Origin of the sequence: Nonomuraea sp. NPDC049646, assembly GCF_044465525.1 — a bacterium.
Taxonomy (GTDB): Bacteria; Actinomycetota; Actinomycetes; order Streptosporangiales; family Streptosporangiaceae; genus Nonomuraea.
This window is the reverse complement of the sequence record NZ_JBITLU010000002.1, coordinates 405,070-423,252: the sequence shown is the minus strand read 5'-3', so window position 1 is coordinate 423,252 and position 18,183 is coordinate 405,070. Positions and strand designations below refer to the sequence as shown.

21 protein-coding genes are annotated in these 18,183 nt (G+C 72.1%); 11 read left to right on the top strand and 10 right to left on the bottom strand.

Features of this window, described 5'->3' with window-relative positions; translation table 11 throughout:
- The first annotated feature begins 282 nt into the window (after window positions 1–282).
- Window positions 283–573, top strand: coding sequence for a hypothetical protein (locus tag ACIBQ8_RS06835; protein ID WP_397174205.1), 291 nt, complete (start codon window positions 283–285; stop codon window positions 571–573).
- Between the two features lie 272 nt (window positions 574–845).
- Window positions 846–1,220, top strand: coding sequence for an STAS domain-containing protein (locus ACIBQ8_RS06830; RefSeq protein WP_397174206.1), 375 nt, complete (start codon window positions 846–848; stop codon window positions 1,218–1,220).
- Here ACIBQ8_RS06830 and ACIBQ8_RS06825 read toward each other — a convergent pair.
- The 3 genes from ACIBQ8_RS06825 to ACIBQ8_RS06815 are packed head-to-tail and all read right to left on the bottom strand — an operon-like array spanning window position 1,208 to window position 2,431.
- Window positions 1,208–1,504 (bottom strand): DUF952 domain-containing protein, encoded by a 297-nt coding sequence (locus tag ACIBQ8_RS06825; RefSeq protein ID WP_397174208.1) that lies wholly within the window; start codon window positions 1,502–1,504, stop codon window positions 1,208–1,210. The genes ACIBQ8_RS06830 and ACIBQ8_RS06825 overlap by 13 nt on opposite strands.
- On the bottom strand, window positions 1,501–2,055 hold the full coding sequence (locus ACIBQ8_RS06820) for a GNAT family N-acetyltransferase (protein WP_397191392.1): 555 nt from the start codon (window positions 2,053–2,055) through the stop codon (window positions 1,501–1,503). The genes ACIBQ8_RS06825 and ACIBQ8_RS06820 overlap by 4 nt, the downstream gene beginning before the upstream one ends.
- Window positions 2,056–2,107: 52 nt before the next feature.
- Window positions 2,108–2,431 (bottom strand): DMT family transporter, encoded by a 324-nt coding sequence (locus ACIBQ8_RS06815; RefSeq protein ID WP_397174212.1) that lies wholly within the window; start codon window positions 2,429–2,431, stop codon window positions 2,108–2,110.
- 96 nt (window positions 2,432–2,527) lie between these two features.
- Between ACIBQ8_RS06815 and ACIBQ8_RS06810 the strand changes: the two genes are divergently transcribed.
- Window positions 2,528–3,457, top strand: a complete 930-nt coding sequence (locus ACIBQ8_RS06810; protein WP_397174214.1) for a radical SAM protein — start codon at window positions 2,528–2,530, stop codon at window positions 3,455–3,457.
- A gap of 30 nt (window positions 3,458–3,487) precedes the next feature.
- On the opposite strand, the gene ACIBQ8_RS06805 is transcribed toward ACIBQ8_RS06810, so the two are convergent.
- Window positions 3,488–3,985 carry a GNAT family N-acetyltransferase gene (locus ACIBQ8_RS06805; protein WP_397191391.1) on the bottom strand — a complete coding sequence of 166 codons (498 nt, stop codon included), beginning with the start codon at window positions 3,983–3,985 and terminating at the stop codon, window positions 3,488–3,490.
- A 753-nt stretch (window positions 3,986–4,738) separates the two neighbouring features.
- Window positions 4,739–4,888 (bottom strand): hypothetical protein, encoded by a 150-nt coding sequence (locus ACIBQ8_RS06800; RefSeq protein WP_397174217.1) that lies wholly within the window; start codon window positions 4,886–4,888, stop codon window positions 4,739–4,741.
- A gap of 196 nt (window positions 4,889–5,084) precedes the next feature.
- On the opposite strand from ACIBQ8_RS06800, the gene ACIBQ8_RS06795 reads away from it, so the two are divergent.
- The 3 genes from ACIBQ8_RS06795 (at window position 5,085) to ACIBQ8_RS06785 (ending at window position 9,214) form a co-directional block, all read left to right on the top strand.
- Window positions 5,085–7,316: an ATP-dependent RecD-like DNA helicase gene (locus ACIBQ8_RS06795; protein ID WP_397174219.1), complete on the top strand. Its 2,232-nt coding sequence runs from the start codon at window positions 5,085–5,087 to the stop codon at window positions 7,314–7,316.
- 172 nt (window positions 7,317–7,488) lie between these two features.
- Complete coding sequence (locus tag ACIBQ8_RS06790) at window positions 7,489–8,682, top strand: Ig-like domain-containing protein (RefSeq protein ID WP_397191390.1); 1,194 nt, start codon at window positions 7,489–7,491, stop codon at window positions 8,680–8,682.
- A gap of 223 nt (window positions 8,683–8,905) precedes the next feature.
- Window positions 8,906–9,214, top strand: coding sequence for a MiAMP1 family antimicrobial peptide (locus tag ACIBQ8_RS06785; RefSeq protein ID WP_352329610.1), 309 nt, complete (start codon window positions 8,906–8,908; stop codon window positions 9,212–9,214).
- Here ACIBQ8_RS06785 and ACIBQ8_RS06780 read toward each other — a convergent pair.
- Window positions 9,201–9,542 carry a hypothetical protein gene (locus tag ACIBQ8_RS06780; protein ID WP_397191389.1) on the bottom strand — a complete coding sequence of 114 codons (342 nt, stop codon included), beginning with the start codon at window positions 9,540–9,542 and terminating at the stop codon, window positions 9,201–9,203. The genes ACIBQ8_RS06785 and ACIBQ8_RS06780 overlap by 14 nt on opposite strands.
- Before the next feature lie 7 nt (window positions 9,543–9,549).
- Between ACIBQ8_RS06780 and ACIBQ8_RS06775 the strand changes: the two genes are divergently transcribed.
- Window positions 9,550–10,605, top strand: coding sequence for an alpha/beta hydrolase family esterase (locus tag ACIBQ8_RS06775; protein ID WP_397191388.1), 1,056 nt, complete (start codon window positions 9,550–9,552; stop codon window positions 10,603–10,605).
- Window positions 10,606–10,760: 155 nt separating this feature from the next.
- Window positions 10,761–11,120 (top strand): hypothetical protein, encoded by a 360-nt coding sequence (locus ACIBQ8_RS06770; protein WP_397191387.1) that lies wholly within the window; start codon window positions 10,761–10,763, stop codon window positions 11,118–11,120.
- Window positions 11,121–11,188: 68 nt separating this feature from the next.
- On the opposite strand, the gene ACIBQ8_RS06765 is transcribed toward ACIBQ8_RS06770, so the two are convergent.
- The 3 genes from ACIBQ8_RS06765 to ACIBQ8_RS06755 are packed head-to-tail and all read right to left on the bottom strand — an operon-like array spanning window position 11,189 to window position 13,661.
- The gene (locus ACIBQ8_RS06765; protein WP_397191386.1) at window positions 11,189–11,887 is read right to left on the bottom strand and encodes a hypothetical protein; all 699 of its coding nucleotides are present in this window, start codon (window positions 11,885–11,887) and stop codon (window positions 11,189–11,191) included.
- A 20-nt stretch (window positions 11,888–11,907) separates the two neighbouring features.
- On the bottom strand, window positions 11,908–12,705 hold the full coding sequence (locus ACIBQ8_RS06760; RefSeq protein ID WP_397191385.1) for a hypothetical protein: 798 nt from the start codon (window positions 12,703–12,705) through the stop codon (window positions 11,908–11,910).
- The gene (locus ACIBQ8_RS06755; protein ID WP_397191384.1) at window positions 12,702–13,661 is read right to left on the bottom strand and encodes an ABC transporter ATP-binding protein; all 960 of its coding nucleotides are present in this window, start codon (window positions 13,659–13,661) and stop codon (window positions 12,702–12,704) included. The genes ACIBQ8_RS06760 and ACIBQ8_RS06755 overlap by 4 nt, the downstream gene beginning before the upstream one ends.
- 134 nt (window positions 13,662–13,795) lie before the next feature.
- Between ACIBQ8_RS06755 and ACIBQ8_RS06750 the strand changes: the two genes are divergently transcribed.
- The 3 genes from ACIBQ8_RS06750 to ACIBQ8_RS06740 all read left to right on the top strand — a co-directional run bounded on the left by ACIBQ8_RS06750 (window position 13,796) and on the right by ACIBQ8_RS06740 (window position 17,241).
- A complete protein-coding gene (locus ACIBQ8_RS06750; protein WP_397191383.1) occupies window positions 13,796–15,136 on the top strand; it encodes a sensor histidine kinase in 1,341 nt (446 codons plus the stop codon).
- Window positions 15,133–15,822, top strand: coding sequence for a response regulator (locus ACIBQ8_RS06745; protein ID WP_397191382.1), 690 nt, complete (start codon window positions 15,133–15,135; stop codon window positions 15,820–15,822). Before ACIBQ8_RS06750 ends, ACIBQ8_RS06745 begins: the two co-directional genes overlap by 4 nt.
- Window positions 15,823–15,909: 87 nt before the next feature.
- A complete protein-coding gene (locus ACIBQ8_RS06740; protein ID WP_397174235.1) occupies window positions 15,910–17,241 on the top strand; it encodes a serine hydrolase domain-containing protein in 1,332 nt (443 codons plus the stop codon).
- A 39-nt stretch (window positions 17,242–17,280) separates the two neighbouring features.
- On the opposite strand, the gene ACIBQ8_RS06735 is transcribed toward ACIBQ8_RS06740, so the two are convergent.
- The gene (locus ACIBQ8_RS06735; RefSeq protein WP_397191381.1) at window positions 17,281–18,144 is read right to left on the bottom strand and encodes a LysR family transcriptional regulator; all 864 of its coding nucleotides are present in this window, start codon (window positions 18,142–18,144) and stop codon (window positions 17,281–17,283) included.
- Between the last annotated feature and the right edge of the window lie 39 nt (window positions 18,145–18,183).

Here is an 18,183-nt window from a genome sequence, read left to right as displayed (position 1 = left end):
GGGAGTACCACCCGGAACACGCACCGCCACGAAGCAGCGCCGGAACCCGCCGCCGATCCTCAGGCATCAGAAGCGGGGGCGCCCATCCACCTCGCCGGCGACGGCGATCCCAGCGCTCCACCACACAACTGTCGAACCCACTCCACCCGCGACAGGGAAGCGCGGAGGAGGCCCTCAATCCGGTCTACTTGACATAATGTTCATTATCGAGCAACCAGTCACACGCCACGACACAGCAAAAACATCCCGCATGAACAGTCACCCGCCGGGCAGATTTCCACCATGCCCAGCCTGACGTCCAGCCAGTTCCTCGCCGCCCCGCCGGCCCTGGCCGCCTCGACGGCCGGCCTCGTCGCACTCACGGCCGTCGTCGTCGCCGCCGTCATCTGGCTGATCATCTTGGCCGTCCGGTTCACCAAGAGCCCCCGCAACCGTCCGAACCCCAGCGTCGACCTGGTGGACCAGGCTAGGGAGCTCAAGGCGCTCGGCCAGATCCAGGAAGCCGTCTTCCTGGTACGCGGCGAGACCGGGATGAGCCAGCGTGCCGCCTCCCGCTTCGTGAACCGCCTCTAGCCGGACAAACTACTCATACCGAACAGAACGTGGATTCTGTGTGGTTTGGGTAATTCGTCCGCAAAAGGGCTGGTCGTGCGGCTCCGGAGATCCCCGTGATTACGCACGGCGGTCGGACGGCTGCTCTATGCTGTCGGGGTGCGGGTGTGTGAATAGGGGGCGTGAAACCCCTCCGGCCTCGGCGGGGCCGCCTTGGTGCAGAGGGGTCGGCGGTCCCGGCGTGCGTCACGGCCGCGCGGTCCACGGTCCACTCCCCTCTTCCGATACCGGGCATGCGAGAGCCCGGGAATGGCGGCTTTGTCGTGAATACCCCGGACCCCCTCGGGTGTGCGTCCCTCCCCCATCTGCTCTATGTCGATCACCAGTTGCGCATCACGTGCTGCCCGATGCCGGGTCCGTCGATCATCCGGTTGGTGGGCGAGGTGGACGCGACGAACCAGGTGGCGCTGGCCGAGACGCTGGGCCGGGCGCGGCGGATCGACGAGTCGCTGGTGGTGGATGTGAGCGGGCTGGATTTTCTGGGGGTGGAGGGGGCGCGGTTGCTGGTGGTGTCGTGCCGGGCGGGGCGTACGCAGTTGGTGGGGACGCCGCCGCATGTGTTGCGGTTGTTGCGGGCGATGGGGTGGACGGGTGGTCAGGGGGTGTAGGGGTGGGTGGCGGTGACGGCGGTGACGGGGAGGGGGCCGTAGAGGTGGGGGTAGCCGTTCTCGGTGCGGATGTCGAGGCCGGTGGGGTCGATGTCGAGGACGAGGAGGGGTTGGGTGACGGCGGTGTAGTAGGTGTCGTGGACGGTGCGGAGTTGGGTGTGGTCGGCGCTGAGGTGGATGAAGCCGATGTCGTCGAGGGTGTGGCCGAGGGTGGAGATGCGGTACTCCCCTGCTTGCTGGGCGTGTTCCCAGTCGGTTTGCAGGGCGAGGTGGTGGAGGGTCATGGGGTCCATTCGGTTTCGAGCATGGCGTAGATGGTTTCGCTGGTCCATTCGCCTTTGACGATCTCATTGTCGACGAGGGTGGCTTCTTGGCGCATGCCGAGTTTTTCCAGGACGCGGGCTGAGGGTTTGTTGCGGGTGTCGAGGCGGCCGGTGATGCGGTGGAGGCCGAGTTGGGTGAAGCCGAGGTGGAGCAGGGGGCGGGTGGCTTCGGGGGCGTAGCCGTGGCCGTGGTGGTCGGGGTGCAGGACGTAGCCGATCTCGCCTTGGCGGTGTTGGGCGCTGGACCAGATGAGCAGGGCGTTGCCGATGAGTTGGCCGGTGGTGCGCAGGGTGATGGCCAGGTCGAGGGCGTCGCCTTCGTGGTGGAGGGTGTGGCGGGTGATTTTTTTGTCGAGTGAGGTGCGGGTGGTGGGGCGGTCGCGGGGTTCCCAGTAGAGGTAGCGGGCGACGTCGGGGCGGGATTCGTAGGCGTGGAGGGCGTCGAGGTCGTCGGGGGTGAAGGGGCGTAGGTGGAGGCGGGGGGTGGTGAGGGGGTACGGGGGTGTGAGCACGGGGGCAGTGTAGGGAGGGGGTGGGGGGCGTTCAATCGGTTTTGGGTGGGGTTCAGTGGCTGCCGGCGAGGTTGAGGACGATGACGCCGCCGATGATGAGGAGGATGCCGCTGATCTTGGTGAGGGTGAGGGTTTCGCCCATGAGGGTGGCGCCGATGATGGCGATGGCGGCGGTGCCGGCGCCGGACCAGATGGCGTAGGCGGTGCCCATGTCGAGTTGGAGTTTGAGGGCGCGGGCGAGCAGGACGAAGGAGGTGATGTAGCCGGTGGCGACGGCGATGGTCCAGCCGATGTGGGTCAGGCCGTTGCTGAGTTTGAGTGCGGTGGTGGCGAGGACTTCGGAGGCGATGGCGAGGGCGAGCAGGATCCAGGCCATGGGGTTCCTTCGGGGTGTGGGTGTTGTGGGTTCGGCTTGAAAAGGTAGTCGAATGCGTGTTCCACTGGTTGGGTGGGTTGGGATGCGCTGGCGCTTGTGGAGGCGGTCGATGAGCGGCCGCTGATCGAGCGGCGGGCGGTGGTGCGTGACGGTTTTTATGAGACGCAGGCCCGTACGGTGATCGAGCGGGTGCCTGGGAGTGCGGGCATCGTCGAGCGGTGGGCGGTTTCGCCTTATCGGGGTTGTGCGCATGCGTGTCTGGGGTGTGGGGCGCGGGCGGGTCATCGCAAGCTGGGGTTGGATGCGGGGGCTGATTTCGACTCGCGGATCGTGGTGCGGGCGAATGTGGTGGAGCGGTTGCGGTCGGAGTTGGGGCGGTGGGAGGGCGAGCCGCTGGCGGTGGGGGTGGCGGGTGATGGTTATCAGCCTGCTGAGGAGACGTATCGGTTGATGCCGGGGGTGGTGGCGGCGCTGGGGGCGGCGGGGGTGCCGTTCACGGTGTATACGCGCAGTGCGCTGGTGTTGCGGGATGCGCGGGTGCTGGCGCGGGCGGGTGCGCGGGTGGCGGTGTCGATCGCGTTCGTGGACGAGCGGATCAGGCGGGCGGTGGAGCCGGGTGCGGTGGGGGCGCAGGCGCGGTTGGAGTTGGTGTCGGCGCTGGTGGAGGCGGGGGTGGAGTGCCGGGTGCTGATGGCTCCGGTGTTGCCGTTGCTGAGTGATGCGGCTGATCAGTTGACGGCCACGGTGCGGCGGATCGCGGGTGCGGGGGCGGTGGCGGTGGAGCCGGTGGTGTTGCGGTTGCCGCCGGGGACGCGGCAGTGGTACATGCGGTGGTTGGCTGGGGCGCATCCGCATCTGGTGGAGCGTTATGAGGAGCTCTACGATCGGGCGGGGTTCCCCTCCCCCGGTTATGAGCAGCGCATCACGGGGCAGATTGCGCAGTTGTGCCGTGTTTATGGGATGCGGTGCGGTGCGCCGGAGCCGGTGGGTCGGGGGCCGTCGGCGGCCCAGTTGGCGCTGGTGTGAGAGCCGGGCTGGGGCGGGGTCGGTCCGGGTTCAGGGGCGTTGGCGGAGGATCATGCCGGGCCACTCCCCTACGGTGAAGGGCTGGTCGCGGGTGAATCCGCAGCTTTCGTAGTAGGCGATGAGGCGTTCGTCGTCGCCGGCGTAGCAGTCGACGCGGACGAGTCCCAGGCCGCGGTCGCGGGCTTCTTGCAGCGCCCATTGCAGGAGGTGTCGTCCGACGGATCGGCCGGCGTGGCGCTGGTCGATGACGAGGACCTGGACGTAGAGCTCGGGTTCGGTGGCGGGGGTGACGTAGGGCATGGCGTCGCCGACGACGATGCAGCCGGCTGGTTGGTCGTCGATCTCGGCGATGCGCATGCCGCCGGCGGCGAGCCAGTCGGCGGCTTGCCGGGTGCGTTTGGGGTCGCCGGTGAAGGGGCGGGTGCCCCATTGGCCGGTGCGGTTCTGGCTGACGAGCCATTGCACGGCGCTGTCGAACATGGTCAGGACGACGGCGTCGTCGCCGGGGCGGCCTTCGCGGATCTTCACCGACGACACTGTAAGGGGTGGTGGGTGGTTTGGATGCTGACGGGGGCGGTTGTCGTGGGGTGGCCGGGTTCGCGGTGTGGTTCCTCTCCCCCGTCTGTGACGTCGGCCGGCTGTCGTGCGATGGCGATCACTCCTTGCGTGGAGCGGGACGACGTGCCATCGGTACGGCGACGTAGGGATGGACGCGTGTGACACAGTGGCGCCACGCGCGGCAGACCGATCCGCCCTGACCGCCACACGGAGGACGCCGTTGAGCACCCACCGTTGCATCCGCCCCGACGGCGCCCACGAGACGGCGCCATGGCGCTGCTTGGAGTGCGGCATGCTGTGGGAAGCGCTCAGCGCAACGCCGGTCACGCCTCGGCCGGTCGTGGAATCCGGGCGGAGGCGTACCGTCAACAGTCCCGTCGTTTTCTCGGTCATGGGAATGATCGTGTGGGGCGGATCGGTCGCGGTGGGAACAGCCGTGACGCCTGCGGCCGCGGACATCGGCTTGGCCTCTGCGGTGGCCGTCGCTGTGGTGGTGGCGTTCTGGCAGAAGGTCCGGTCAACGGACAAGTACTACCGATGTCCCGACTGCGGCATGCAGAGCACTCTCAGCGTTTGTGAAGATTGGGATCGCCACCGCCCATGGGCGCCGGGCGTGGAGCAGAGCAGTGAGGGTGGCGCTGGACCTTCGGCCTGAACGGGCCCGTTCCCGCCGCGGCCACTTTCAGGCAGCCTCCCCTGCCGATCCGGTCGTCGCTGGGGTGGTCATCGACATTTTCTTACGGTCGGGTACGAGATGGTGGGGGCCGTCCTTTTGCCGTCGCTGGTGGTGGCGTGAGCGGCCGAGGCCACGGTCGGCAGAATGGCGAGGATCGCCGCGCCGATCGCTGCGGTCTTGGTGACGAGTTTGGGCATGATGCCGCCTCCTGTGTTCGTGACCGTCGAGAGCCCCGTGGGTCGTGTCCCCAAGGGGGCTTCAGTGTCGGCGGGCCGTGGATTGTCTGGAAGCCGCTTTCGCCGGCTGGACAATCGGCGAGGTGGGGATCACGAAAGATGTGGCCGCTTGGCGGGGCGGTGCCGGGTGGGGAGGGTCTGCCCTAGTCTCGTCGGCGTGGGGAAGCCGGTGGGGAGCCCGGAGGCGGGTTCCGAAGACAACGCTACGTACCTGAGCGCCGTACTTGAGCGCATCACCTTCGCCAGTGAGGAGACGGGGTACACGATCGCGCGGGTGGCCACCGAGCGGTCGGGGGCGGAGTTGCTGACGGTGGTGGGGCCGTTGCTGGGGGCGCAGGTCGGGGAGTCGTTGCGGTTGCGGGGGCGGTGGACGTCGCATCCGCGGTACGGCAGGCAGTTCGAGGTGTGGTCCTACACCACGGTGTTGCCGGCCACGGTTCAGGGGATCCGGCGTTATCTGGGGTCGGGGCTGATCAAGGGGATCGGGCCGAAGATGGCCGAGCGGATCGTCGATCACTTCGGTACGGGGACGCTGGAGGTGATCGAGCAGGAGCCGCAGCGGCTGGTGGAGGTTCCGGGGCTGGGTCCCAAGCGGACGAAGATGATCGCGGCGGCGTGGGAGGAGCAGAAGATCATCAAGGAGGTGATGATCTTCTTGCAGGGGGTGGGGGTGTCCACCTCGATCGCGGTGCGGATCTTCAAGCAGTACGGGGAGTCGTCGATCTCGGTGGTGCGCGGGCAGCCGTACCGGCTGGCCGATGAGGTGTGGGGCATCGGGTTCAAGACGGCCGACACCATCGCCCAGGCGGTGGGGATCCCCCATGACAGTCCCGAGCGGGTCAAGGCGGGGCTGCGGTACACGTTGTCGCAGGCGGCCGACGACGGGCACTGCTATCTGCCGGCGCCGAACCTGGTGGCCGACGCGGTCAAGATCCTGGACGTGCCGGCCGAGCTGGCCACGCGGTGCATGGAGGAGCTGGCGGCCGAGGAGGGCGTGGTGCGCGAGCAGGTGCCCGCCGGGGACAACAGCGTGCCGGCGGTGTATCTGCCGCCCTTCCACCGGGCCGAGCTGTCGCTGGCCGGCGGGTTGTTGTCGTTGCTGAACAGCGGCCATGACCGGCTGCGGTCCTTCGCCGACGTCGACTGGGAGCGGGCCGAGTCGTGGCTGGCCGCCCAGACGGGCGCCGAGCTGGCGCCCGAGCAGCGTCAGGCGGTACGGCTGGCGCTGACGTGCAAGGTGGCGGTGCTGACGGGCGGGCCGGGGTGTGGCAAGAGTTTCACCGTGCGGTCGATCGTGACGCTGGCCAGGGCCAAGCGGGCCAAGGTGATCCTGGCCGCGCCGACCGGGCGGGCGGCCAAGAGGCTGTCGGAGCTGACCGGGCACGAGGCCACCACGGTCCACCGGTTGTTGCAGCTGCGGCCGGGCGGGGAGGCCACCTTCGACCGCGACAACCCGCTGGACGCCGATCTGGTGGTGGTGGACGAGGCCTCGATGCTGGACCTGCTGCTGGCCAACAAGCTGCTGAAGGCGGTGGCGCCGGGGACGCATCTGCTGCTGGTGGGCGACGTGGACCAGCTTCCCTCGGTGGGGGCCGGGGAGGTGCTGAAGGACCTGCTGGCCGCGGTGGACGTGCCGCGGGTGCGGCTGACGCAGATCTTCCGTCAGGCGCAGGAGTCGGGGGTGGTGACCAATGCCCACCGGGTCAACACCGGGCACCATCCGGTGCTGGCCGGCATGTCGGACTTCTTTCTGTTCCCGTGCGAGGAGCCGGAGGAGATCGCGGCGATGACGGTGGACGTCGTCGCGCGGCGCATCCCGGCCCGGTTCGGGCTGGACGCCCGGCGCGAGGTGCAGGTGCTGGCGCCGATGCACCGCGGCGCGGCCGGGGCCGGGGCACTCAACATCGCGTTGCAGGAGGCGCTGACGCCGGCCCGCGAGGGCATGCCCGAGCGTCGTTACGGCGGGCGGGTGTTCCGGGTGGGCGACAAGGTCACCCAGTTGCGCAACAACTACGACAAGGGCGCGGCGGGGGTGTTCAACGGCACGGTGGGGATCGTCACCGGCATCCGTCCCGACGACCACAGCCTGACCGTGCGCACCGACGAGGACGAGGAGGTCGACTACGCCTTCGACGAGCTGGACGAGCTGGCCCACGCCTATGCCGTCTCCATCCACCGCAGTCAAGGCAGCGAGTATCCGGCGGTGGTGATCCCGCTGGCCACCAGTGCGTGGATGATGCTGCAGCGCAATCTGCTCTACACCGCGATCACGCGGGCCAAGAGGCTGGTGGTGATCGTGGGGTCGCGGCGGGCGCTGGCCCAGGCCGTACGGACCAAGGGCGCCGGACGGCGGCACACGAGCCTGACCCATCGCCTGGAGCGGCGCTGAGCGCCCGAGGGCGGCGAGGGGCGTTGATCGTCGCGTTGACGCAGGTTGACCTGGGGTTGACAGCAATTAGTGATGCAAATGTGACCGAACTCTCCTAAATGCTTCTGCGTCATACATGCAGGAGCATTAAAGTCTTTGGGGTGGGTTTGCCGCCCTGGGGGAGAGGACAGTCTTGAACGTTGCGCCCGCATGGACGAAGTCTGCCGCCGGCCTCGCGCTGCTGGCGGTGGCGGCCCTGACGGCATCCTGCTCGAGCGGGAACGCCGCCTCGCGCGGGCCGGAAGCGCCCGACGCCACCACCGTGGCCACCCCGCAGGCGCCCACCGTCACCATCAGCCCCGCCGAAGGCAGCGCCAAGGTAAGCCCCGACAAGAAGGTCGTGGTCACCTCCGCCGGCGGCGCGCTGGAGGAGGTCACCGTCGACGGCGGCGGCCACACGGTCGAGGGCAGGTTCAACGCCGACAAGACCAAATGGGTCTCCCGGACGCCGCTGAAGCCCTCCACCAACTACAACGTCTCGGCCAAGGCCGGCACCACCGCCGCCACCAGCACCTTCACCACGGTCAAGCCCGAGCGGGAGCTGCAGGTCGCCGACGTCACCCCCAACGCCAAGGGCGAGACCCTCGGCGTCGGCGCCCCGATCATCGTCACCTTCAACCAGCCCGTCACCGGCAAGGCCGCCGTCGAGCGCGCCCTGGAGGTGGAGGCCGAGAAGCCCGTCACCGGCGCCTGGCGGTGGATCAACGACACCACCGTCATCTACCGCACCGCCAAGTACTGGCCCGCCCACCAGAAGGTCACCTTCAACGCCCGCATCACCGGCGTCAAGGCCGGCCAGGGCCTGTACGGCGTGAAGGACTACTCCGCCACCCTCAAGATCGGCGCCAAGGTCATCAGCAAGGTCAACACCAAGACCCACATGATGTACGTCTACAAGGACAACAAGCGCGTGCAGACCATGCGCATCAGCGCCGGCATGGCCACCACCCGCGAGTACACCACGACCTCCGGCGTCCACCTGACGATGGAACGCGGCAACCCGGTGCGCATGATCTCCCCCGGCCGCAAGAAGGGCGACCCCGGCTACTACGACGTGATGATCAACCACGCCGTGCGCATCTCCAACTCCGGCGAGTACGTCCACGCCAAGGACAACGTCTGGGCCCAGGGCGTGCGCAACGTCAGCCACGGCTGCATCAACTCCCGCCCCGACCAGGCCAAGTGGTTCTACGACAACTTCCAGCGCGGCGACGTCGTGGAGATCACCGGCACCAACCGCGAGCTGGAGTGGAACAACGGCTGGGGCTACTGGCAGCTTCCGTTCTCGCAGTGGAAGAAGGGCAGCGCCCTGCACGCCAAGTCCTGACCGCTCCCCCGCTCCCCCTCCTTTCGCGGGCAGGCTTCCAGCCGCTCACCGCCGCCGGCAGGCGCGGCGGTGAGCGGCTTTTTGACGTCCCGGGCCGCTGCCGTGAACCGTCCTCGACGGGTCCGCGCGCTCGCCATCAGCAAAAACGCCTCGACGTGTACGAAGGGTTGCCATACGATTACCCACCGTGGGCATTCGTCAGGAACCCTCGAAGGAGAACACGTTGAAGAAGATCCTTCTCGTCCCCGCGATCACCGCCGGGTTCGTCCTCGCCTCGGCCGGCGCCGCGTACGCCTCCCAGTACGTCGCCTACGAAGGCCCCGGCTTCACCGGCCGCTCGGTCGTCCTGGACGCCTGCGGCGTGTCCAACATCCCTTACCACGGCTCCTACAAGTGGTACGGCGACGGCCAGAGCGGCCGCATGTACAACCAGCCCAACGCCTCCGGCGTGATGCACTTCGAACTGGCCTCCAACCGCAACGCCGAGCAGCGCACCCCCGTCGGCTGGAAGAGCATCTTCATCGTGTGCTGACCCGCCACCCCTGACCGGCCGTCCCCCGCGCACAGGGGGCGGCCGGTTTCGGCGTGCGCGCGTACGGGCGGCCGTGGGAGGCACACTTGCCAGTACGACCATCGGCACGCGCGGGGGGCGAGATGGGCAAGAGCGCGAGCGCCACCACAAGTTCCAGCGCGGCCACCAGCGCGAGCAAGACCAGCAGCAGCACCAGCACCGCGAGCGCCACGGCGACCAGTACCCCGGGCGCGGGCGCGAGCACCGAGAGCATCGCCACCCGCGCCAGAAGCACCGCGAGCGCCACCGTCAACAGCGCTGGGGGCGCCGGCGCGAGTGCCACGGTCACGGTGCTGATGGCGCTCCTGCTGGTGGCGGTGGTGGCCGGTTGCGCGGTGTCCTCCCTGCCAGGCGAAGGCGGGCGGTCGCCTTCGGCCGGTGGCCAGGCGTCCTCGCCATCCTCCGCGGCGGCGCCCTCGCCGGGATCGTCCCAGGGGGCGACTCCCCCGTGGGCGCATGACCCGGCGCTGGGCCGGACTCCCGGAGAGGCCGGGCGGGGCGCGGCGAGCAGTGGATGTGCCGCCTCGGCCCGCCGGCTCGCCTCCGGCGCCCACCAGCTCACCATCGCCGGCCTGACCCGCCGCTACCTGCTGGCCGTCCCCGACGGGCCCGGCCCCCACCCCGTCCTGCTCAACCTGCACGGCCTCGGCTCCGACGCCGCCGAACAGGCCGCCTACAGCCGCCTGCCCCAGCTCGGCCCACGCCGCGGCTACATCGTCATCACCCCCCGATCGGCGCCCGGACGGCTGGCCTGGACCCTGCCGCACACCGCCGGCCCCGACGACACCGCCTACCTGGCCGCCCTGCTCGACGAGGTCGAACGCCACCAGTGCGCCCACCCCGGACGCGAGTTCGCCGCCGGCCTGTCCTACGGCGCCGGCCTGGCCGCCTCACTCGTGTGCGCCCTGGACGGACGCCTGAGCGGCGTGGCCGCCGTGGCCGGCATCCCCATCGCCCAGCCCTGCGCCCACCCCGCCCCCACCACGATCGTCGCCTTCCACGGCACCGCCGACCGCCTGGTCCCCTACGACGGCGGCCACCCCGACCCCGGCGACGGCCGGCTGCGACACCTGGCCGCGCTCATCGTGCTGCCCCCGGTCGAGCAGACCATGGACGCCTGGGCCGCCGCCCAGCGCTGCTCCTCCCCCGCCACCAGCCATCCCCTGCGCCGCGTCCGGCTGCGCCTGTGGGCGTCCTGCCCGCGGGGAGCCACGCTGCGCCTGTACACGGTGGACGGCGGCGGCCACACCTGGCCCGGCCCCATCGAGGTGCGAGGGCTCGGCGACACCGCCCGCGACCTGGACGCCAGCCGGCTCATCCTCGACGCCTTCGACCGCGCCCCCACCCGCTGACCGGCCCCCGGGCGCGCGCCCGTACGGACAGAACCGGGCGCGCGGTCAGCGGAAGAGCAGCGGACGGGGAAGCGGCGGGGGCAGGGGTTGTGGAAGCCGACCTCGGGGTTGTCCGGGGTGGGCCCGTCGAGCAGGGGCCGTCGCAAGTTCTTGAGGTGCTGGTCGAAGAAGGCGGCCACGTAGGCGCGGGTGAGCGCGAGACCGCGTTCGGCGGCGATGACGCCCGGAGCCGGCGGGCCGATCCTGCTCTGCGGGACGGCCAGGTCGGTGAAGCTGCTGTGCTGGGCCTGGGCGACGGTGAGCCAGCGCTTCCAGCCGCGCAGGGCCCTCCAGGCGCTGTCCCAGGTGTCGTCCTTGCCGGGGCTGTGGTCACTCCGGGTGCCCATCAGCAGGAACGGGCGGTCGCCCAGGCCGGTGGCGGGCAGGGCGGCGCTGATGGTGCCGTCGAGGTCGATCCCGGCCTTGATCCGCTTGTCGGCCGCCATGGTGGTGGAGGCGGCCTCGCCGCCGAGTGAGTGTCCGGCCATGCCGACGTGCTTGGGGTCGATCAGGTGGGCGCGTTTCCAGGCCGGGTGGCGGCCGGTCAGCCGGTCCAGGACGAAGGAGACGTCCTTCGCGCGGTTCCTGGCGATGGCGGCCTTGCCGCCCTCGGGGGGTTTGGGCTGGTCGCGCAGGTGAGCAGGCCGACGCCGGGGAAGACGGTCCCCGACGATTCGTAGGCGTGGTCGAGCGAGGCGACGACGTAGCCGCGGCTGGCCAGGTCCTCGGCCAGGGAGGTGAGGCTGGCCCGCGGCAGGCCCAGGCCGGGTGAGAGCACCACCAGCGGATGGCGTCCGTTCCTGGGGGGCGCGGCGGTGCGGGCGTGGGTGCGCATGTCGCTGACGATCTCGGCCGGGAGGTCGGCGCCGGGGGCCTTGCGCCGCAGCAGGGACGCGGCCTCCTCCACCGTCATGAAGGGGGCCGGTGCGCCGGTGGCCGAGCGGGCGGGGTAGTACATCGACGCCATCAGCCGGCGCGGGCCCGACTGCGGCACCCACGGGTCACGGCTGGCGTCGACCAGGGACAGGACGTCGCGGCCGACCGGATCGGGGCCGGTGGGGCGCGGCAGCTCCAGCCGGGGGACGGCGGGAGAGACGGTGGCGGCGGGGTTGGAGGGGCCGGCCGAGGCGGTGGGCGTGACGGTGGGCGTGGCGCAGGCCGTTGCGGCCAGGGCCAGGCAGGCCACCAGCGGGACGACCGGCAGCGGGACGACCGGCAGGTGCCGGAACATCACGAAGTTCATCGGATTCCTTTCGAAAGCGGTCAGACGTCGCGGCGGTGCACGACGAGCACGGCCAGGACGGCGGCGGCCAGCGGCCAGGCCGCGAACACGGCCCACGAGCCGGCCACCGTGGGCAGGGCGGGATCGTCACGCAGCTGGGGCAGCCCCAGGCAGGTACGCCAGACGTAGAAGGGCACCAGGGCGTACAGGTCGTTGAGCCACTGGTGGACGGTCGGCCGGAAGAACGTCGGCACGATGACCAGCACCGCGCAGACGGACACGACGGCGGCCGCGGTGTGCCGCAGCAGCGCGCCGACCCCCACGCCGACCAGCCCGGACACCGGAGCCAGGAGCGCGTTGGCGGCCAGCACGCGCAGCACGCCGGGATCACCCGGCCAGACGGCGACGCCGCGGCCGGACAGGATCGCCTGGCTGACGCCGAAGGTGGCGGCCGAGACGAGCACGCCGGTGGCGAGCAGCACGCCGCCGACGACGGCGAGCTTGGCGGCCACGACGCGGTGACGGGCCGGGACGGCGGTCAGGGTGGTGCGGATGAGGCCGGTGGCGTACTCGCCGACGATCGTCAGCGCGCCCAGGCCGCCCGCCCCGATCATGAGCATGGTGGCCGACAGCCCGCTGAACGCCTCGTTCAAGGGGCTGAAGGTGGCCTTCTGCATCGGCGGGAAGCTCGGCCACTCGCGAAAGGCGTTCAGGCTGCTCTGGGCGGCGAAGGCGACGACGGCCAGCGTGCCGAGGCCGAGCAGCCAGCGGGTGGAGCGCAACGACCACAATTTGATCCACTCGGCGGCCAGCAGGTCACGGAAGCGGGCGGCCGTCATCGCCGCTCACCTGCCAGAGCGGCGGCGTCGCGGCCGGCACGGTGGCCTGCGCGGTGGCCTGCGCGGTAGTCGGCGCGGTCGGCGGTCAGCTCCATGAACGCCTGCTCCAGCGAAGCGCGGCGCGGGGCCAGTTCCCGCAGCACGATGCGCCGCTCGAAGGCGAGCTCGCCGATGCGGGCGGCGCTCAGGCCGGTGACGGTCAGGGCGCCGTCGTCGTCCGGACGCACGCGGGCGCCTGCCCGAGCCAGCACGGCGGACAGTTCGGCGGGGTCGCCGCAGCGCACGGTCACCGACGCGCCCGTGCCGCGGGCGGCGAACTCGGCCACGCTCTCGTCGGCGATCAGCTCGCCCCGGCCGATGACGACGAGCCGGTCGGCGGTGTGCTCCATCTCGCTCATCAGGTGGCTGGAGACCAGCACGGTGCGCCCTTCCCGAGCCAGGCGGCGGAACAGGCCGCGCACCCAGCGCACGCCCTCGGGGTCCAGGCCGTTGACCGGCTCGTCGAACAGCAGCACCGGCGGGTCGCCCAGCAAGGCGGTGGCGATGCCGAGCCGCTGGCGCATGCCCAGGGAGAAACCGCCCACCCGGCGGCGGGCCACGCCCTCCAGCCCCACCTCCCGCAGCACCTCGCCCACCCGGCGGCGCGGCAGGCCGTTGCCGCGGGCCAGCGCCGACAGGTGCGCCGCCGCGGTGCGGCCGCCGTGCACGTCGCCGGCGTCCAGCAGCGCGCCGGCGTGGCGAAGGCCGGCGCGGTGACGGGCGAACGGGCGGCCGCCGATGGTGGCGGTGCCGCTGGTGGGCCTGTTCAGCCCGAGGATCATCCGCATCGTGGTGCTCTTGCCTGCGCCGTTCGGGCCGAGGAACCCGGTGACGCAGCCCGGCCGTACGGTGAAGGTCAGCGCGTTGACGGCCGTCACCCCGCCGTAGCGCTTGGTCAGTTGGTCGACTTCGATCACCCGGCCAACGGTGTCGCAGGCCGGGCGGGCGGCACATCTGGCCACAGGCCGGTTCCCGTATGGCCGGGGTGGCCCGCGGGCATAGGCCCGCAGGCCGATGCCCGCGGCGGCGACCGGTGACTACGATCGACCGGGTGCGCGAACCAACCCCCAGGCCACCCTTGACGCAGCGGCTGCCGCACGGCGTGCGCACGGCGCTGTCGTGGTGCGCCGTGGCGGCCTGCCTGCCGCTGCTGTACGTCGTGACGCTGACCGACGGCGAGAGCCCGCTGCCGGTGGACGCGGCGCACCTCGGGTTCGCCGCCGCGACGGCCGTCCCGATGGTGTGGGCCCGGCGGCGGCCGTACGCGGTGCTGGCGGTGCTGCTGGCCGAACTGGCCGTGGTGGTGGCCTCGGCGCAGCCCGCCGAGCGGATCTGGCCGCTGCTGCCGGCGGCCGACCTGCTGGTCTGCCTCGTCACGGCCACCCGCAGCCGCCGCAGCGGCCTGACCGCGGCGGCCGCCACGCTGATCGTTCAGCAGGCGGCCTGGCACGGGACCCTGCTGGCCCAGGGGCTGCGCGTCGCCGCTCCGGGCTTCCTGGCGCTGTCGCTCCTGCTCGGCCTGGGCGTCGTGGTCGCCTGGACGGCGGGCACGACGCTCCGGCAACGACGCGAGTACGGCCAGGCGCTACGTGCGCAGGCCGAGCTCCAGGCGGTCACGGCCGACCGGCTGCGCATCGCGCGCGAGCTGCACGACATGGTCGCCCACAGCATCGGCGTCATCGCCATCCAGGCCGGCGCGGGCGCCCGGGTGATCGACACCCGGCCGGAGCAGGCCCGCCAGGCGCTCGGCGCGATCGAGGCCGCGGGCCGGCAGACCCTGCAAGGACTGCGGCACATGGTGGGCGTGCTCCGCGAGCCCCCGGCCGCCGGGGAACCGGAGCCGGGGCCGGGGCTGGGGTCGGGGCTGGGGTCGGGGCTGGGGTCGGGCGCAGGAACAGGGCTGGGGCCGGGGTCGCCGGTGGGGGTGCAGGTGGCACTGGCGGGGGCGGCAGGGGTGGCGGACCTCGATTGGCTCGCCGCGACGACCACGGCCGCCGGCCTCCACGTGGACGTACGCCGCCAAGGCACGCCACGCGAGCTGCCCCAGGCCGTCGACCGGTGCGCCTTCCGCATCGTGCAGGAGTCGCTGACCAACGTCGTCCGCCACGCCGGCGCCCGCCACTGCCGGGTCGTCCTCGACTACGCGCCCGGCGAGCTGCGTATCGACATCACCGACGACGGACGCGCCACCACCGCCACCACCGCCACCGCGGTCTCGCCCGGCAGCGGGTACGGGATCGCCGGCATGCGCGAGCGGGCCGCCCTGCTCGACGGCCGCCTCAGCGCCGGGCCGCGCCCGCAGGGCGGCTTCCGCGTCACCGCCGCCCTCCCCCTGCCACCCTCCACCCCCGTGCGCGCAGGCGGCCCGAGCCCGCAGGTGGAGGCACGGTGACCGTCCGCGTCCTGCTCGCCGACGACCAGCCGCTGATCCGCGCCGGCCTGCGCATGGTCATCGACGGCACCGCCGACGTCGTCGTCGCCGGGGAGGCCGGGACGGGGGCCCAAGCCGTCCAGCTCACCCGCCGGCTGCGCCCCGACGTCGTCGTGATGGACATCCGCATGCCCGGCATGGACGGCATCGAGGCCACCCAGGCCATCACCGCCGAATCCCCCGCCACCCGCGTGATCATGCTCACCACGTTCGACGACGACGCCAACGTCCACGCCGCGCTGCGGGCCGGAGCCAGCGGGTTCCTGGTCAAGGACATGGCGCTGGAGGACATCCTGTCCGCCGTCCACGTGGTCGCGGCCGGGGACGCGCTGATCGCGCCCAGCGTCACCCGCCGCCTCATCGCCGAGTTCGCCGCCCGCCCCGGGCCCCGCACCGACGCCCGCCCCGACGCCCGCACGGTGCCGCGCGAGCTGCCGGGCGTCACCGCGCGGGAACGCGAGGTGCTGACCCTGGCCGGACGCGGCCTGTCCAACGCCGAGATCGCCGCCCGGCTGCACATCAGCCCCGGCACCGCCAAGGCCCACATCGCCAGCCTGCTCACCAAACTCGGCGCCCGCGACCGGGTCCAGCTCGTCATCGCCGCCTACGACGCCGGCCTGGTCGCCCCACACCAGCACGACCTTTGACACGACCCATGACACGACCGGTGACAGGTGCGGCGAGGCGGCAGGTACGCACCTGGCGCCCGCCCGGCGCCGCTAGTCTTGTCGCCCATGAGTCAGGTGGGACAGGTGACGGCCCGCGCGCTGCTGCGCAGGCTGGCCGTCGAACAGGCCGAGTGCAGGGTGCCGTCGCTGACGGCGGCGATCGTCCGCGACGGGCGGACGGTGTGGTTCGGCGGCCGCGGCCGCGTCGGCGACGGCCCGCCGACCCCGGCCACCCAGTACCGGCTGGGATCGATCACCAAGTCGATCGTCGCCGTGGCCGTCATGCGGCTGCGCGACGAGGGCAGGATCGCGCTGACCGACCCGCTGGAGCGCCACCTGCCCGGCACCGCCGCCGGGCAGGCCACCATCGCCCAGCTGCTGTCGCACACCTCCGGCCTGACCGCCGAACCGCCGACCGACTGGTGGGAGCGCACCCCCGGCCTGGAACTGCCCGACCTGCTCAAGCGGGTGGGCCCCGACCAGGTCAGACACCGGCCCGGCCGCCTCTATCACTACTCCAACGTCGGGTTCGCGCTGCTGGGCGAACTGGTGGCCCGGCTGCGCGGCACCGGCTGGCAGCAGGCCGTGCGCCAGGAGGTGCTGGCGCCGCTGGAGATGAACGCCACCACCGCCCGCCCCCGCGCCCCGCACGCCACCGGCTACGCCGTCCACCCGTGGGCCGACACGGTGCTCACCGAGCCCGAGCACGACGCCGTGGCCATGGGCCCGGCCGGGCAGCTGTGGTCCACCCCGCACGATCTGGCCCGCTGGGCCGCCTTCGTCGGCGGCGACACCGGCGGCGTGCTGTCGGCCGACACCCTGGCCGAGATGCGCGAACCGGCCGGCGTCGCCGACGGCGACTCCTGGACCGCCGGCTACGGGCTCGGCCTGCAACTGGCCCGCGTCGGCGGACGCCGCCTGGCCGGGCACACCGGGTCCATGCCCGGCTTCCTGGCCACCGTGTGGGCCGACCCGGCCGAACGCGTCGGCGTGCTGTTCATGGCCAACACCACCAGCGGCATGACCGGCACCCTGCCCACCGACCTGCTCGACATCCTCGACCAGCACGAGCCGCGCCTGCCCGAGGAATGGCAGCCCGCCCCCGCCGACCCCGACCTGCTGGCGCTGACCGGGCTGTGGCACTGGGGGCCCAAGCCGTACGCGCTGCGGCTGCTGCCCGACCGCGGGCTGTCGCTGGCGCCCGTCGACGGCAGCGGGCGCGCCTCCCGGTTCGTGGCCCAGGACGACGGCACCTGGCTCGGGCTGGACGGCTACTACGCCGGCGAGACGCTGCGCGTGGCCGCCGACCACCTCGACCTCAACACGTTCATCTTCACCCGCGAGCCCTACGGCCCGGCCGCGCCGGTGCCGGGCGGGGTGACCGGCTGGCATGCCTGACCCCGCCACCCGCAGCCCTTTGAAGACCGGCCCGCGGCGTCAGCCCGGCGGGCCGGTCAGGGCCCTGGCCAACGTGGCGGCCGGGCCGGGCGGCAGCGCGCCGTGCACCAGCTCCACGCGGTGCACCAGGCGCGGCGCCGCCAGCGGCACCCCCCGCCCGGCCGAGGCCGGCAGCAGCGTCAGCCCGTGCCCGGCGGCCACCAGATTGAGCACGGTGTGCACGTCATCGCCCTGGTAGACCAGCGCGGCGGCGAACCCGTCACCGGCCAGGTCACGCAGGCGCTGCAACGGGCACAGCGGCGTCTGCAGCCAGCGGGCGTCGACGAGGTCGGCCAGCCGCAACGCCCGGCGTCCCGCCAGCGGATGCCCCGGCGGCAACGCCACCACCAGGTCCTCCTCGCTGACGCCCACCGTGGTCATCGGGCCCGACTCCGGCAGGCGCAGCGGGTCGCTGGGCGCGGCGATGCCGTCGGCCAGCCCCAGGTCGGCCTCGCCCTCGGCCAGCAGCTCGGCCAGCCGGTCCCGGTCACAGGTGCGCACCTCCACCCGCAGCCGCGGCTGGGCGGCGCGCGCCTCGGCCAGCCGTCCGGCCAGCACGGCGTTGACCGCCAGCGGGGTCGCGGCCAGCCGCAGCCGGTGGGCCGGCTGGGCCGCCGCGCGCAGCACGTCGGCACGCGCCGCCCGCAGGCGCAGCAGCAGCGGCCCCGCGTGCTCCAGCAGCCGCTCACCGGCCGGGGTCGGCGCCACCGGACGGCGGCCCAGCAGAGGCAGCCCCAGATCGGCCTCCAACGCCGCGACCTGCTGGGAGATCGCCGACTGGGTGTAGCCGAGCTCGTGGGCGGCGGCCGAGAAGGAACGCAGGCGGGCCACCGTCACGAACGTGCGCAACAGATTCGGGTCCATCAGCAATGCTTATAGCAGGTGCAGACATCATCGTTGGCG